This window comes from Brevundimonas pondensis, from assembly GCF_017487345.1.
In the GTDB taxonomy this organism is placed as follows: domain Bacteria; phylum Pseudomonadota; class Alphaproteobacteria; order Caulobacterales; family Caulobacteraceae; genus Brevundimonas; species Brevundimonas pondensis.
Genome location: NZ_CP062006.1, coordinates 729,451 through 745,000 on the forward strand (window position 1 = coordinate 729,451; position 15,550 = coordinate 745,000).

General features: G+C 66.9%; 13 protein-coding genes (1 of these 13 cut by a window edge). 8 read left to right on the forward strand and 5 right to left on the reverse strand.

Annotation, left to right across the window (positions count from 1 at the left end; genetic code table 11):
- Positions 1 to 89: 89 nt before the first annotated feature.
- The 5 genes from IFE19_RS03895 (at position 90) to IFE19_RS03915 (ending at position 6,850) form a co-directional block, all read left to right on the forward strand.
- Positions 90 to 1,892 carry an autotransporter domain-containing protein gene (locus IFE19_RS03895; protein WP_207825869.1) on the forward strand — a complete coding sequence of 601 codons (1,803 nt, stop codon included), beginning with the start codon at positions 90 to 92 and terminating at the stop codon, positions 1,890 to 1,892.
- 253 nt (positions 1,893 to 2,145) lie between these two features.
- Positions 2,146 to 2,766, forward strand: coding sequence for a M23 family metallopeptidase (locus tag IFE19_RS03900; protein ID WP_207825871.1), 621 nt, complete (start codon positions 2,146 to 2,148; stop codon positions 2,764 to 2,766).
- A gap of 100 nt (positions 2,767 to 2,866) precedes the next feature.
- Positions 2,867 to 3,835 carry an ABC transporter ATP-binding protein gene (locus tag IFE19_RS03905; protein ID WP_207825881.1) on the forward strand — a complete coding sequence of 323 codons (969 nt, stop codon included), beginning with the start codon at positions 2,867 to 2,869 and terminating at the stop codon, positions 3,833 to 3,835.
- Positions 3,832 to 5,277 (forward strand): ABC transporter permease, encoded by a 1,446-nt coding sequence (locus IFE19_RS03910; protein ID WP_207825884.1) that lies wholly within the window; start codon positions 3,832 to 3,834, stop codon positions 5,275 to 5,277. The genes IFE19_RS03905 and IFE19_RS03910 overlap by 4 nt, the downstream gene beginning before the upstream one ends.
- Positions 5,278 to 5,623: 346 nt before the next feature.
- A complete protein-coding gene (locus tag IFE19_RS03915; protein ID WP_207825890.1) occupies positions 5,624 to 6,850 on the forward strand; it encodes a cation:proton antiporter domain-containing protein in 1,227 nt (408 codons plus the stop codon).
- A 62-nt stretch (positions 6,851 to 6,912) separates the two neighbouring features.
- Here IFE19_RS03915 and IFE19_RS03920 read toward each other — a convergent pair whose 3' ends face one another.
- A complete protein-coding gene (locus IFE19_RS03920) occupies positions 6,913 to 7,689 on the reverse strand; it encodes a PhoH family protein (RefSeq protein WP_207827386.1) in 777 nt (258 codons plus the stop codon).
- 299 nt (positions 7,690 to 7,988) lie between these two features.
- Here IFE19_RS03920 and IFE19_RS03925 point away from each other — a divergent pair, with 299 nt between their 5' ends.
- Both IFE19_RS03925 and IFE19_RS03930 read left to right on the forward strand, forming a co-directional pair.
- Complete coding sequence (locus IFE19_RS03925; protein ID WP_207825891.1) at positions 7,989 to 8,519, forward strand: gamma carbonic anhydrase family protein; 531 nt, start codon at positions 7,989 to 7,991, stop codon at positions 8,517 to 8,519.
- A 146-nt stretch (positions 8,520 to 8,665) separates the two neighbouring features.
- Complete coding sequence (locus IFE19_RS03930) at positions 8,666 to 9,559, forward strand: hypothetical protein (protein ID WP_225910386.1); 894 nt, start codon at positions 8,666 to 8,668, stop codon at positions 9,557 to 9,559.
- A 128-nt stretch (positions 9,560 to 9,687) separates the two neighbouring features.
- Here IFE19_RS03930 and IFE19_RS03935 read toward each other — a convergent pair whose 3' ends face one another.
- The 4 genes from IFE19_RS03935 to hfaA form a co-directional block, all read right to left on the reverse strand.
- On the reverse strand, positions 9,688 to 12,570 hold the full coding sequence (locus IFE19_RS03935) for a M16 family metallopeptidase (protein ID WP_207825892.1): 2,883 nt from the start codon (positions 12,568 to 12,570) through the stop codon (positions 9,688 to 9,690).
- Positions 12,571 to 12,705: 135 nt separating this feature from the next.
- On the reverse strand, positions 12,706 to 13,959 hold the full coding sequence (gene hfaD / locus IFE19_RS03940; protein WP_207825893.1) for a holdfast anchor protein HfaD: 1,254 nt from the start codon (positions 13,957 to 13,959) through the stop codon (positions 12,706 to 12,708).
- Positions 13,889 to 14,902: a holdfast anchoring protein HfaB gene (hfaB, locus tag IFE19_RS03945; RefSeq protein WP_207825895.1), complete on the reverse strand. Its 1,014-nt coding sequence runs from the start codon at positions 14,900 to 14,902 to the stop codon at positions 13,889 to 13,891. The genes hfaD and hfaB overlap by 71 nt, the downstream gene beginning before the upstream one ends.
- Entirely contained in the window at positions 14,899 to 15,333 is a 435-nt protein-coding gene (hfaA, locus tag IFE19_RS03950; RefSeq protein WP_207825897.1) for a holdfast anchoring protein HfaA, read from the reverse strand. The genes hfaB and hfaA overlap by 4 nt, the downstream gene beginning before the upstream one ends.
- A gap of 109 nt (positions 15,334 to 15,442) precedes the next feature.
- Between hfaA and IFE19_RS03955 the strand changes: the two genes are divergently transcribed.
- Positions 15,443 to 15,550 carry the beginning of a rhomboid family intramembrane serine protease gene (locus IFE19_RS03955; protein WP_207825900.1) on the forward strand. 558 nt of this gene lie beyond the right edge of the window, so only the first 108 of its 666 coding nucleotides appear in the window; the start codon lies at positions 15,443 to 15,445; the stop codon falls past the right edge of the window.

The following is a 15,550-nucleotide window of genomic DNA, read 5'->3' on the forward strand; positions in this document are numbered from 1 at the left end:
AGGTTCCGTAACGGCATCTTGCGCTGCGCTGAAAGCGGCGCATCCTCTGCGACAACGACCGCATACTGACGGTCGAGGGAGGAACACCGATGTCTCGTCTTCTTCGCGGAGCCGCCGTGGCGGCTCTGACTTTGGCTGCTGTCTCGGCCGCCGACGCCGCCGGGGCCCAGACCTACAACCGCCTGGTCGTCTTCGGCGACAGCCTGTCTGACAACGGCAACCTCTATCTGGCGACCGGCGGCACGACCCCGACCTCGCCGCCCTACTATCAGGGGCGTTTCTCGAATGGCCCGGTCTTCACCGAGCGACTGGGCTTCACCTTGACCAATTTCATGGGGCCGGTGACCGGCAACATCAACTACGCCTTTGGCGGTGCGCGCACCGACAGCCAGGCCTCGCCGCCGGGAATGCGGGTGCAACTGGCCCAGTATCAGGGACGTGGCGGCGTGTTCGGGGCCAATGACCTGGTCAGCATTCTGGGCGGCGCCAACAACATCTTCCAGGGGCTGCCGGCGGCGGGCGCCTCGTCCAACCCGCAGGGCAGCATTGCGCCCGTCTCGCTGGCGGCGGCGGCTGACATCAACTTCATCGTCGGCAATGTAGCCCAGGCGGGGGCTGGGACCATCCTGGTCACCAATCTGCCCAAGCTCAGCCTGACGCCGCAATTCCGCGCCACGCCGGCCGCACCTCTGGCCGACTACGCCGTGACCACCTTCAACGGCGCCCTGTTGACGGGCCTGAACACGACGGCGGCGGCGCGACCGGGCACGAACATCATCATGATGGATCTGTTCAAGGTCGGGGACGTCATCGCCGCCAATCCCACAGCCTTCGGGGTGAGTAACGTCACCCAGCCCTGTTTCAACGGGGTCACGGTCTGCGCCAATCCCAACGACTACTTCTACTGGGACGGGGTCCATCCGACCGCCGCCGGTCATGCCGTGATGGCGCGCCTGGCCAACGATTATCTCTATTACGGCGACCTGGGCTCGCAGACGGCGGTGCTGGGCGAGACGGCCTGGCGTCACCGCGAGGACGCGTTGGATGGCTCGACCGCCAGCCTGTCGGGCCGCGACGCCTGGACGGCGGGGACGGCGATCTCGGTCGCGGCCCTGGTCGACCGGACCAAGACCGACGCGCGCGGCGCCATCGGCGAGGCGACCTCTGACGGCTACGGCGTGCGCATTGCCCTGGAGTCCGGCACCGAGACGATGAAGTTCGGCCTGGCGGGGAGCTATCGCAATGCGGACGTCGATGCCGGCGCTCTGAATGTCGATCTGGACAGCTTCGGCCTCGATATCTACGGCGGCTGGCGCTCGGGCGATCTGTTCGTCAACGCAGCGGCGGGCGTGGCCCAGGACGACTTCAACGACATCAGCCGCCTGACCTCTCTGGCGCCCATCGTCCATACCGGCTCGACCCGCGGCGTCTCGACCGGGGCGCGCCTGCAGGGGGGGATGTGGTTCGACATGGGCGGCGTCGCTGTGTCCCCGCGCGCCGCCGTGGCCTGGATCAACAGCGACGTGGACGGCTTCGTCGAGCAGGGACCGGCCGCGCAGTACGCCTATCAGGACCGCTCGGTCCAGGGCGCGACCGCCGAGATCGCCCTGCGCGCCGAGGGCGGGATCGACCGCTTCCATTTCTTCGCCGAGGGCGGCTATCGCGACAGCCTCAGCGACGACAGCGACCCGGTTCGCACCGGTATCGCCGGCAACCCGGCCCAGGTTCTGGCGCGGAACGTCGATCAACCCTGGGGTGGTCAGTTCCTGGCCTCGGCGGGCATCGAAGGCACGGTGATGGACCGCCTGAAGGTCTCCATCGGCTACAAGGGCCGGTTCGGTGATCAGGCCGATAGCCACATGGGCGTGGTCCAACTGACCCTGCCGCTGTAAGGCGTTCCCAAGACAGGGGAGGGGCCGCGCGGCGCAGGTCGCGCGGCCCCTTTCGTTTGGGGTGGGGCGCCCGGGTTCCCGCCGTGCGACGCCTTGTCGCCCCGTGCGCGCCCCATTCACGTCCCGGTGTGATGGCAAAAGGCGACCAACCCCGGCCGTCGGCGACTGTTTTTCCGCCATCTGCGCTGCCTGTTTCGCGTGATCATGACGGCCCTCCCGCTCGCAGTTTGAGCGCCAGGAGTGCAGTTTCAGTATGCGTTTTCTTCCTCCGGCCGTGAGGCCGCTTGCGATCCGTTTCGGCCAGACCAGCGTCGTCGCCGCCACCGCCGTTCTCGCCATGGCTGGCGCCCCTCTGGGCGCCGCCGGTCCTGTGCCCGACAAGGTCGAGGATCTGTCCGCCCCCGCCACGCCGCCTGTGCAGGCCGTGGCCAAGCCGGCGGGGCCCGTCACCCGACAGGTCCTGTTTGAAGCCCCGGTGAAGGGCTATCGCATCAACTCCGCCTTTGGTTTGCGCAAGCTGGCGATCGAGGCCAAGGCGCGCGCCCACAAGGGCGTGGATATCGCCGCGCCCAAGGGCACAAGCGTCTATACGACCGCCGAGGGGCGTGTGGTCCGCGCCGGATTCCAGGCGGGCGGATATGGCAACTTCATCGAGGTCAAGCACCCCAACGGCCTGAGCAGCGTCTACGGTCACCTCAGCCGCATTGACGTGCATACGGGGCAGGAAGTCGTCTCGGGCGAGCGGATCGGCCTGGTCGGTTCAACGGGCTATTCGACCGGTCCGCACCTGCATTTTGAGGTGCGTCGCAACGGCGGCCAGGTGAACCCGACCAAGGTCGTCGGCCAGTCCTTCGCCGTGAAGGTCAGCGCCTGACAGGGCAGGCACGGATGATGACTGATCTGTAATGTAAAATGGCCTTTCCATTGACCGCCTCCCGCCGCTAGGATTCGTCCATCGACGAATGGGGGACGCCATGGACGCGGCGCTGACGCTGGACGGAATCAGCAAGAGATACGGCGGCTTTCAGGCTGTCTCGGATCTGAGCTTTCAGGTCGAGAAGGGCATGATCTGCGGTTTTCTCGGTCCCAATGGCGCGGGCAAGACCTCGACTCTGCGCATGATCCTGGGTCTGCAACCCGCCACCTCGGGCAGGATCGACATCCTCGGCGCGGACGACGGGCGCAAGGTTCGCGACCGGATCGGCTTTCTTCCCGAGGAGCGCGGCCTCTACAAGAAGATGACGCCGGTCGACGCCATCGCCTTCTTCGGCGGGTTGAAGGGGCTGCCCGCAGCTGAAGGCCGCAAGCGCGCCCGCGACATGCTGGAGCAGATGGGCCTCGGCGACGCGCAAAAGAAGAAGATGAAGGACCTGTCCAAGGGGATGGCCCAGAAGGTCCAGCTGATCGCCTCGGTGGTGCATCGCCCCGAGTTCGTGATCCTGGACGAGCCGTTTTCCGGCCTCGACCCGATGAACCAGCAGGGGCTGGAGGCCATGATCCGCGCCCTGGCCGCCGACGGCGCGACCGTCCTGTTCTCGACCCATGTCATGCAGCACGCCGAGCGCCTGTGCGACAAGGTCGTGCTTCTGGCGCGCGGCAAGAAGGCGTTCGAGGGCACGGTGGATCAGGCCCGTGCGACCTCGCCGCGCTTCCTTGAACTGGAGGGGGCGCTGGACCCCTCGGCCGTTTCCGCCCTGCCGGGCGTGTCGGGCGTCGAGGTGCTGCACGACCATGACGGCGCGCGCACGATACGGGCCGGCCTGGCCCAGGGTGCGGGCGGGCAGGAGGCGCTGAAGTCGGCCTTTCTGAGCGGACTGGACGTGCGTCGCTTCCAGATCAAGGAGCCGACCCTGCATGACGCCTTCATCGCCCTGACCGGAGATCACCCGGACGAAGACCAGAGCGTCGCCCGCGATGGACACAAGGCGGAGGCCGTCCGATGAACCGCATCCTTCTGATCGCTCGACGCGAATTCATGGCCTATGCCAAGACGGTCGGCTTCTGGCTGTCGCTGTTGGCCTTCCCCCTGTTCGGGGCTCTGGGCGGCGCCATTCCCATTCTGATGAAGAGCGCCGAGCCGGTGCGTCAGGTCGCCCTGGTGGACGAGGCTCCGGCCGGGTCGGGCGTGGCCGCCGCCGTGCGTCAGGCGCTGGAGACGGAACAGCAGAAGGGTGACATCAGCGCCCTGCGCATGGCCGCCATTCCCGAGGCGGGCGTCGAGGGGGGCAACCGCGTGCGTCAGGTCGCTGAGACCGAAGGCTTCGAGGCTGGAGTCGCCGCCCTGAAGCGCGAGGCTCCCCGCGCCGGCGCCGCCTTCGACATGCCCAGGCGCAGCCTGACCCTGGTCGCGCCGCCCGCCGAGATTGCGGCCGCTGCGCCCGGCGAGGCGCGCGACGCGCTGGCGCGTCGCTACGTCAGCGACGATGCGCCGGAGGGGCGGAAACTGAGCGCCGTCGTCTTCCTGACCGAGGCGAGCGGCCAGCCCGCCGCCCGCATCTGGACAGCTCGCGCCACTGACGACGCGGTCGAGGACGCCGTGCGCGACGCCCTGAAGGACGCCAACCGTCATCGCGTCTTCACCTCCAGCGGCATCGACCCCGCTGTGGTGGCCCAGACGGACCGCTTCCGTCCCGATCTGTCCGTTTTCTCGCCCAAGGCGCGCTCGGGCGGCGAGGTCTCCTTCCGCGACAAGCTGCCGACGGTGGTCGGTCTGGCGGTCGGCTTCATCCTTTGGTCGCTGATCATCACCGGCGCCTCCATCCTGCTGAACAGCGTCATGGAGGAGAAATCGAACAAGATCCTGGAGGTTCTGCTGTCCTCGGCATCGGCCACAGAAATCCTGACGGGCAAGGTGCTGGGCGTGGCCCTGCTGACCCTGACGGTGCTGTTGGCCTGGGGGGGGCTGGGCGGCATCGGCTTGCTGGCGGCGGCGCCGGACGTGGCGCGCGACATCGGTTCGGTGCTGCTGAGCAATGGTCTGCTGATCTACTTCCTGCTGTTCATGGTCGGCGGATACCTGATGTACGCGGTGCTGTTCGCCGCCATTGGCGCCTTTTGCGATACGCCGCGCGACGCCCAGACCCTGATGGGGCCGATCATGATGGTTCTGATCGTGCCGCTGCTTGTCATGCAGATGGCGATCCGCACGCCGGATGCGACGGTGGTCAAGGTGATGAGTTTGATCCCGCCCTTCACCCCCTTTGTCATGGCGGCGCGGGCGCCCAGCGGCCCGCCGTTGATCGAGATCATCGGTGCTCTGATCGGCATGTTCGCCTTCGCGGCGCTGATGATCTGGATCGCGGGCCGGGCTTTCCGCGCCGGCGCCCTGTCGGACGTCAAGCTGAACTGGAAGACCTTCCTCGGCGCCGTGCGCGGCGGTCGCTGAGTCCAGGCAGCCGTAGTGCAAGAAGCCTTCTCTCCCTTGCAGGACAAGGACCTTCGGAAGGCGCTGTCGCCCTTTGGCTGCTTCAGCGCCGCCGCCCGCCTCGCTGACGCGGCGGGCGGTGGAAGGGGAGCTGGCGGGTGGGGTCAGGCGAGCATGCCGTTTCCTTCTCCCCTTGAGGCAGAAGAGCGCCGACCTCCGCGACCCGTCGTCGCGCACGCAACTTTGACTGTTCTCAATCGGTTTCATCCCGGTAAAATGGCGGTGAAAGCCTTGCCGTGGCGGCCCTGCGCCCCCAGATTGAGGCTTCCAGCCCCAAGGAAAACCCCTCACCGACGCAGGAGCGCCGATGCCGCACAGCCTGATTGCCACCCTGGTCGGAGGCTTCGTCCTCGCCTTCGTGTTCGGCATGTTGGCCAATCGGCTGAAGCTGTCCCCCCTGGTCGGCTATCTGGTCGCCGGGGTGGCGGTCGGCCCCTATACGGGCGGCTTCGTCGCCGACACCGAGCTGGCGCCCCAGCTGGCCGAGATCGGCGTCATCCTGCTGATGTTCGGGGTCGGGCTGCACTTCTCGCTGGCGGACCTGATGAAGGTGCGCAAGGTGGCCATCCCCGGCGCCTTGGTCCAGATCGGCGCCGCCACCGTCCTGGGCTGGGTTCTGGGGCGCTTCCTGCTTGGTCTTGGCGACGTTGAGGCCCTGCTGCTGGGTTTCTCGCTGTCGGTGGCCTCGACCGTGGTGCTGCTGCGGGCGCTGGAAGAGCGCAAGCAGCTCAAGAGCGACGCCGGCCGCATCGCCATGGGCTGGCTGATCGTCGAGGATCTGGTGATCGTCATCGCCCTGGTCATGCTGCCCCTGCTGATCATTCAGCCGGGTGAAACGCTGAGCGGCGCAGAACTGGCCAAGTCCATCGGCTGGACCCTGGTCAAGGTCGCCGGTTTCGTCGGCGTCATGCTGGTCGTCGGCGCCAAGGTCCTGCCCTGGGTGCTGGTGCGGATCGCCCATACCAAGTCGCGTGAACTCTTCACCCTGGGCGTGCTGGCCATCGCCCTGGGCATCGCCTGGGTCGCCTACTACCTGTTCCACTCCTTCGCGCTCGGCGCCTTCCTGGCGGGTCTGGTGCTGAACAGCTCGCCGCTAGGGCATAATGCGGCCGAACGGTCGCTGCCGCTGCGGGACGCCTTCGCCGTCCTCTTCTTCGTCTCGGTCGGCATGTTGTTCGACCCCATGATCCTGGTGCGCGAGCCCCTGGCGGTTCTGGGTGTCCTGGGCATCGTCATCGTCGGCAAGTCGGTGGCGGCCCTGGCTATCACCACGGCCTTCAAGCTGGATCGCCCGACCAGCCTGACCGTCGCCGCCAGCCTGGCCCAGATCGGGGAGTTCTCCTTCATCCTGGCCGCCATCTCGGTGTCCCTGGGCGCCATGAGCCGCGAGACCCACGACCTGATCCTGGCCGCGGCCCTGCTGTCGATCTCGCTCAATCCCTTCGTCTTCGCCTTGATCGACCGGATGGGCGGGCGGGTCGTGGTCCCGCCCAAGAAGGAAGAGCCCAAGGCGACCCTGGCCGACGTCATGTAAAGAAAAAGAGGCCCGGAGATCGCTCTCCGGGCCTCTTCGCATCCGCGTCCTGACAGGGGGGCTTACAGGACGCCGATCATGCTCGCGACCAGGGGGTGGCGCACGATGTCGCGTTCAGCCAGACGGACCACAGCGATTTCGGGCACAGCCTCCAGCCGCTCGGCGATGTCCGACAGGCCCGAGACGCCGGGCAGCAGGTCCGATTGATGCGGGTCGCCGGTCACCACCATGGTCGAGTGCCAGCCCAGCCGGGTCAGCAGCATCTTCAACTGGACGTAGGTGCAGTTCTGCGCCTCATCCACGACGATGAAGGCGTTGTTCAACGTGCGGCCGCGCATGTAGCCGATGGGGGCGATCTCGATCAGACCCTCGGCCATCAGGGCCTTGACCCGCTTCATGCTGAGACGGTCGGACAGGGCGTCGTATAGGGGGCGCAGATAGGGGGCCAGCTTGTCCTCCATGTCGCCGGGCAGAAAACCGATCGACTCCCCGGCCTCGACGGCGGGGCGGCTGAGGACGATGCGCCCGACCTTGCCCGCCTCCAGCGCCTCGACCGCCTTGGCCACGGCCAGATAGGTCTTGCCGGTGCCCGCCGGACCCAGGGCCAGAACGAGATTGTGGGCATCGACGGCGTCCATCAGTTCGGCCTGACCGTCTGACTTGGGCTTGAGCGTCTTCAGATAGGCCTGGTCGCGTTCGTCGTTGGAGGGATAGGGCGACCAGCCGTTGCGCGGCGGCAAACGCCGAACCTTGGCGTCCTGCAGGAACTCCCGCGAATCCAGCACGCCTTCGCGAACCTGATGCTTGATGGCCGAACGCTTCGTCATGAACGCCTCCAGGGCATGAAAAAAGGCGCGCCCGGCAGGGACACGCCTTGGTCGTCGGTGGGGGAGGAGGGAGCCGGAGCCATGCGGCGGCCGCCCGGATCAGCTGCAGGATCGTCGCCGCAGCAGAGGCGTCGTCCCGGAACCGGTCGCGAACACGCCATGCGCATTCTCCAGCATCTGACCGGACCGGGCTTGATCCGGCTTCGGATCCGGGGCCGAAATGGCGACCACGAATCGCATCAACAATTTGATGCTAACGTAGTTTATGAAGGCTTAAAGCCATCATTTTCTGAAACATAGGCGGTGTTCGGATGAGTGTTTACAGTCTTGGCGACAGCAAGCCGCAGCTTCCGCCGGAAGGCGAATACTGGATCGCGCCAAATGCAACGGTCCTAGGGAATGTGATTCTGCATCCCGGCGCCAGCATCTGGTTCAACACGGTTTTGCGAGGGGACAATGATCCCATTGTGATCGGTCGCGACAGCAATATTCAGGACGGCAGCATCCTGCATACGGATGTGGGGTCGCCGCTGACGATCGGCGAGGGGGTCACCGTAGGGCACAAGGCCATGCTGCATGGCTGCGCCATTGGCGACAACAGCCTGGTGGGAATCGGGGCGGTGATCCTGAACGGGGCGAAGATCGGGAAGAATTGTCTGATCGGCGCCAACGCCCTGATCACCGAGGGCAAGGTCATTCCCGACAACTCCCTGGTCATGGGCCAGCCCGGCAAGGTGGTGCGGGAACTGGACGCGGGACAGGTCGAGGCCCTGCGGATTTCGGCGCAGCACTATGTCCAGAATTGGCGGCGGTATGTGCAGGATCTGACGCTGCTTCGCTGAAGCGCGATGCTTCAGCTTGGGACAGTCGGCGGCTCCATCCCTGACGACTGTCCTGAAAACGGGTGATTCCTGCTGGATTTTCAGGTGATCGAAGCGGCCTGCGACTTGCACAGGTCCGGCCAAGATCAATGCAGGAGTCCGGGCCCATGCGGGTGGGGATCAAGAAATTGCTGGCTGGATCAGCAGGCTTCATCGGCCTGATGGCCCTGGCGGACGTGGCGTCCGCAGCGACGGGATGCAATCCGGGCGGCTGCCAGCCGCCCCCGCCGCCTCCGCCGCCTCCGGTGCCATGCTGCCAGCCGCCGCGTCCGCCGCAACCGCCGGTGACGCCGCCGGGCACGCCGTGCTGCACGACGCCGCCTCCGCCGCCGTGCTGCTCGGGCGGCGGCAACGTGAACGTCAACGTCAACGTCAATGCGAGCGCCAGCGCCAAGGCGACGGCGCGCGCCTATGCCGGATCGCGCAGCGGGGCGACGGTGATCGTCGGCGGCGGCGGCGGCGCCTACTTCAACGTCGATCAACCCTATCCGACGACGATCCAGGGGCTGTCGGTCGAAGGCAAGACTATGGAGATGGTCCGCGTTCCCTATACGGCTTCGCGCCGCATGGAGAAGCGGGTGGTCATCCAGGCCGTCTGCATCGATGACCGCGCCGTGCCGCACCCGGCCTCGCAGGTCCGTCCCGGTCGCGACGTGGCGACCGACTATGAGGGCGAACTGTATCGCTGCATCGCCGGCACCAAGCTGCAATGGACCATCGCTGACGAGGCCGGCGGTCCGGGCGAGACCATCAACTGCAACAAGCGCGAGGCCCTGTGGTACGGCCGCGGCGGCCAGTTGGAGTGCCGGCCCGAGAAGCAGGAGCGTGATTGCAACGAGCGTTCGCTGCTGCGCCGCTATGGCGCGGGTGTGAAGGTGCTGACCATGATCCGGGAGGAATCCTACACCGAGTATCGTGAGGAGATGGTCGAGACCGCCGGGGCTGTGGCCTCGGGCGCAGTCATCATGCTGGACGGCGGCGTCGGCGGCCGCGTCTTCTGAACAGGCCGTTCAGCCTGGCGTCAGGCGGATTGAGCCAGATTGCCGGCATCGACTCTCCGTCGATAGGCCAAAAGACTTGGGGCCCCGATCCAGCGGATCGGGGCCCCTTTTTGTCCTGACTTCGCGCCTTACTGGGCCGGAGCCTTGTCCGAGACGACCTCAGCCTTCCACGCCGTGTTCGCCGTCAGGTATTGGCGAGCGGCGGCCTGGATGTCGGCGGCGGTGAAGGATTCCAGATCGCTGATGTGCGTCTGGATCTGCTCCAGCGAAGCCGGTTTGGCGGCCAGGTCTTCCAGTTGGCCGAGCCAGTACTCGTTCCCGGCCTGACTGCGGCGCAGGCTTTCGATCAACGGCAGACGGGCGCGGTTCATTTCGTCTTCCGTCACCGGCGTGTCGCGCAGAGAAGCGGTGATCGCATCCACTGCGGCGTAGAAGGCGGGGAGCTTGTCCGTCGCCGTCTCGGCCATCACGAAGATGGAGCCGTAGCCCTTGAACACGTCAGAGGCTGACGAACCGACGCGCGGTGAATAGGCCAGGGCCTGCTTCTCGCGGATTTCGTCCAGCACGCGCAGCTTGAAGACCTCGGCCAGGATATTGACCTTGCGGGCCTCCGTGCGGTCATCGACGGCGTCGGTGGTCGGCCAGGCGATGTAGCCGAGAGCCTGCTCGACCGGACCCGTGTGCGTCAGACGCACCGGTTGCGCGCTGGGCGCCGGGAATCGGCGTTGGTCCGAGCCCGGCAGCGGCTGGGCCGCGGGTGCGCGAGCAGGTAGGGCGGCGAAGGTCGAGGCCACGGCCTTGATCGCGTCATCGACCGTGACATCTCCGACCATGACGATGTCGATCGGACCTGCGGACAGGCCCTGGGTCAGGCCTTGCTTCAGGTCGTCCAGGGTGAAGGCGGCGATCTCGGCCGCTGACGGCACGGCTTCGCGTTTGTCGCCACTGGCCAGGAGGCCGGCAGCCTGGATGCCGAAGGCGCCGCCGGGCGTGGCCAACTGTTGGGTCAGGATCTGCGGGAAGAAGGCCTTGATCTGCTCGAAAGGCGCGGCGCGAAGGCCCGGATCGGTCAGATAGGCGGCCAGCACCTGCATTTGCAGTTGCAGATCGGCGGGGCGGGTGGCGCCCGAGAGCTGATAGGCGTCACCGTCGATCGAGAAGCCCGCGCTGTAGATCTTGCCGGTCAGAACGCGGCTCAGCTCATCCGCCGTCAGCTTGCCCAGGCCGCCCTGGGTGAAGACCATCGGGGCAAGCATCTGCGGGGTGAAGCGGTCGGTGGGCAGGCCTTCTTCACCGATGCCGGTGCGCACCGTCATCAGGACCTGCTCGTCCTTGAAATCAGTCGGCTTGACCGTAAGGCGCACGCCGTTCGGGAAGGTGACGACCGTGGCGCCCACAGCGGCGACCTCGGTACGGCTGCTTGGCGCGGCGGCGGCGCCGAAGTCGGCGTAGGGCCATTCCAGCTGGGCCTGCTCGGCGCGGGCGGTGACGGCGACAGAGCGGCTGGCTTCCAGAGCAGCGGTGACGCCAGCCTCTCCGCCTTCGATGGCTTCGGGCGTGACGACAAGCGCCAGCGGGCCGTAGCCCTCGAACACCGCCTTGACCGCGCTGCTGACCTGATCGGCCTTCAGGTCCTTAACTCCGGCCTCGAACAACGCGAGGTTGGCGGCCGGAGACGAGAAGACCTTGTCATCATTGGTCGCGCCCAGAAGGGCGTTGGCCAGGCTGGGCGTGCTGCGCGTCGCGGCGGCCTGGACGGCGTTCTCCAGCGCGGTGCGGGAGTTGGCGATCTCGCGGTCCAGTTCGACCTGGGTCACGCCGAACTGGACCAGGCGGCGCTGTTCCTGCTCGATGGTTTCAAGCGCGCGCTTCAGACCACCGGGATTGAAGTTGGCCGAGACGCTGCCGAGGTCGACCGTCTTGAACAGGCTGCCCTGACTGGCGCTGGCGGTGATGAAGGGCGGGTTGTCGGCGCGAGCGATCTCGCCCAGGCGGCGGTTCAGAACCGCCAGGCCCAGGTTCTGCACCAGGGCTTCGCGACGCTCGGTGACGGTGTCGGGGTCCAGGTCGGGGTTGCGGATCCAGTTCAGCTGGATCGACGACTGGATGCCGGGTTCGACCAGGATGCGGGTCTCGGCCGAACGCGGGGCGACGGTTCCCAGATCGGGATTCGGACCGTCAGCGGCCTTGGGCGCCCAGTCCGAGAAGGTCGCCTTGATCTTGGCCTCCATCTGATCGACGTCAAAGTCGCCGACCGCGATCATGGTCGCGCGTTCCGGGCGATAATAGGCGTTGTAGAACTCGACGAAGCGTTCACGCGGGGCCGAGCGGATGATGCTGAGGTCGCCGATGGGCAGGCGGTTCGACAGACGCTGACCGGAAGCCAGCAAGGCGAGCTGGGCCTTGATCGAACGCAGGGCGGGGGTGTTGCGCAGGCGTTCTTCACCTTCGATCACGCCGCGCTCGGCGTCGATGTCCTCGGCCTTCATCAGGGCCTCGGAGACCTGCTCGCGCATGATGCGCAGCGAGGTGTCGACGGTCTCGTCGTTGGTGCGGGGCAGCTCCAGCGTATAGGCGGTCTGGTCAAAGCTGGTGAAGGCGTTGGTGTCGGCGCCGAAGGCTAGGCCCAGACGCTCCAGAATCCGCAGGAGCTCATTTTCCGGCACATTGGTCGTGCCGTTGAAGGCCATGTGCTCCATGAAGTGGGCCAGACCCAGCTGGTCGTCGTTCTCCATCAGCGAACCGGCGGCGATGCGCAGGCGCAGCGACGCCTGGCCGGGCGGCGTGGCGTTTTTCAGGATGGCGTAGCGCATGCCGTTCGGCAGGACGCCGAAACGAACGTTGGCGTCAGCGGGAACATCGCTGGCGGCCTGGGCCCAGGGCTGAGACGGCTGGGCGTCCTGCGCGGCGACGACCGCGGGGGGCGTCAGGGCGACGGCGGGCAGGGCGGCCCCGCCCAGAAGGGCGAGGCTGGAGGCGGCGAGCAGCAGCAGGCGGCGAGGGGATCGCATTCAGTATAGTCTCCGGACCGTGCGATCAGGCTGCCCCCGGGACTGACTGCGGCCCTGCACGTTGGTCGCGTGCAATGGCGTATGCACGTTCGACCAAAGTGACAAAGGTCCTTGACTGCCTCAAGTTACCGAAAGTTAATTTCCACCCCCGCCGCCATTTCCGGTGACATAGAAGCTCGCCGTATTGCCGACGGCGTTGGCGCCGCTGATGACATGGCGGCTGGGACCGCTGATGGTCGTATTGGCCACGGCGTTGATATTGCCGTTGTTGACCTGGACGCTGTTGGCGTTGAGGTCGCCGCCGCAGGTCGAGCAGGCGTAGCCGGTGACCGAGTTGCCCGCCGCGTTGGCGCCGACATAGGCGTCATAGCCCTTGCCGCCCTGGAAGGTGGCGGTGACGTCGACGCCGCCGCTGTTCAACTGGCTGTTGTCGATCTTGACGTAGATGTCCTGGTTGCCGACCGAGACCTCGTTGCCCACGCCGCTGGCGCTGGCGGTTGCACGTCCGTAGTCATAGGCGAAGACGCGTGCGGCGCTGCGGATCTGGGCGTCATTTTCCTGATCCGTGCGCGTGATCAGTGCGCCGCCGTGGTTATAGGTCGCCGCCAGGTTGCCAGCCGCGTTGGCGCGACCCGCCAGATCCCAGGCGTTTCCCGCATTGGGATTCACCGCCGCCTCGACCATCCCGCCCTGCGACCGCTGGCGGATCGTGGTGTTCTGGTTCGAGGCGCCGGCGCTGGTGATCTGGACCGCATTGGCGACAGCCTGACCCGAGAAGTCGGCGGCGGCCGGGATGTACTGGGTGTTGGCGACATTGTGGGCGCGGACGTCGCCGGAGGTGGTCTGCTCGATCGTGCCGCGCACGGCCGTGTTGGTCCCCCCTAGAGCGGTCGTATTGCCCAGGGCTCCGACAGCGATATTGGCGCCGCCCAGCAGGCGCGCGTCGCTGTTGACGATCTCGCTGCGAGCGCGGACGTCACCTTCGACACCTTGGCGAGCGTTCACGGTGGAGGCGGCGTTGTTGGTCGTCGCCGCCAGATAGTTGCCGCGCGCCTGAATGACGCCGGTGACGGGGCCGGAGGTGTCGCCACGCAGCGTCATCGAGGTGCGCGCGACGGTCTCGCCGCGCGCAACCTGGTCCGAGCGCAGGTTCAGCCGGCCGTTGTCGGCGCCGCCGACAGCGGCATTGGACTGGGCGGCGGTCGAGGCGGTGACCTGGCCTCTGACGTCGACGACGTTCAGGGTCTGGCCGGCGACGACGTCGCCCAGCTGAAGCTGGTTGTTCAGGACGAGCGCGCCGTCCTGGGCGGAAGCCGCGTTAGCGGCTGCCGCGCACAGCGCTGTCGCGGCGATCGTGCCAGCGAGACGGGTCCGCGCGAGTTTGGCCATTGTTCGTGTCCGTGTTGGCATAGGCGGGGTAGAAGCCGCCGGTCGGGCCGACAGGGGTGTCGGCGAGGGGGTCGTTGGCGGGGTTCAGGCAGACTTCCGGGCCGGGGGCGCCGTACAGGTTGGCCATGAACTCGACGGTGGCGCGTTCCACCAGGGCGCGGACGGCCAGTTGAACCGGCTCCATGCCGCTGGTGCCAGCCGAGATGTCGAAGACGTTGCCGTTCAGGAAGTCGAACACGCCCGCCGAGATTTCGCGGCCGACGATCTGCTTCTGGTAGGAGACGACGTCAACGACCTCGAGCGTGGTGGTCTGGACCAGGCGCAGATCGATCGCGACGTTCATCACGAAGACCTTGCCGGTCAGCATGCCCGAGCCGCCGCCCTGTTCGACCTCGCCCCCGGCGATGTCGAAACCGCCCGAGCGGATGTTGTAGTTCACCTCGGTGATGCCGCCGACCACATAGAAGTCCGAGCCCGGCACCTGACCGGCCAGGATGCGGCGGTAGGCGGCGTCCTGGGGCGCGCCGTTGGGCTGGTCGTCGCCGATCAGCTTGTTGTTGGCGTAGCGCAGCTCCAGCTCGGAAACCGAGGTGTCGTAGCGTTCGACGATTCGCGCGCCGGCCTTGGCCAGGGCGGTGTTCGCCATCAGCGAGGCGCCTTGCGTGATCTGACGACCGCCGTCGGCCGAGACCGTGCCGGTGTAGTCGCTGATCCGGCCGACCGCCATGCGCGGCGAGGGCAGATTATAGCGGCGAGCATAGTCGGCCAGGCAGTAGAGCGCGGTCGAATAGGGCGTCGGGTTCGACGTGACCGGCGCGTTGCCGATCGGCTTGGCGTACTGGCCCGAAGGACCGGCGCTGGTGCTGGCGCAGCCGGCCAGCAGGGCGGCGACGGCGGCGACGGCGACAGCGGCGCGAGCGCGCAGGGAAATGTTGGTGCTCATGGGAAAACCAGCGATCCGTTCAGGGCCGTGCCGGCGGTGACATTGCCGGTGTTGGTCTGGGTGGAGTTGACGATGACGGTGTTGCGGTTGCCCTGCACCACCACGTTCAGATTGTTGCCGATGGCCGTGGCCCCGGCGATGTTGCTTCCGCCCTGGCCCGAGCCCACGTGGCCGGCCGAGACGCCGGCGCTGCTGCTGGAATAGCTGCTGGCGCCAGCCTGGATGATGCCGTCGACGATCAGGCGATTGCCGTTGGCGTCGCGGGTCGAGCCCGTGGCGTTCTGGGCGGTGGTGTAGCGCGAGCCGCCGTAGCCCGCCTGGAACTGGGCGGCGCCTGCGGAGCCCGACGATTGGGCCGCGGTCGCGCCGACGCCGGCGATCAGGCTGATCGTCAGGGTCGCTACCGGCAGTGTCAGTCTTTGGGACGGCATGAGAGGCTCCGCAGTGTCTATGCGGCTCACTCAGCAACGGTCGTGCCAAAGCGAAATGGTGGTTTTGGGACGCCTTGAGGTTAACGGCGACATTGTCCATCAAGGGAGCATGCAAGAGCCATCCCCCCCGTCGGCCCCGCAGCGCGAGAAGATCCTGAACGCGCCCTTCCTGCCTGTACTGATCGCGGCTTCCATGCCGGTGCTGTACTGGTTCCAG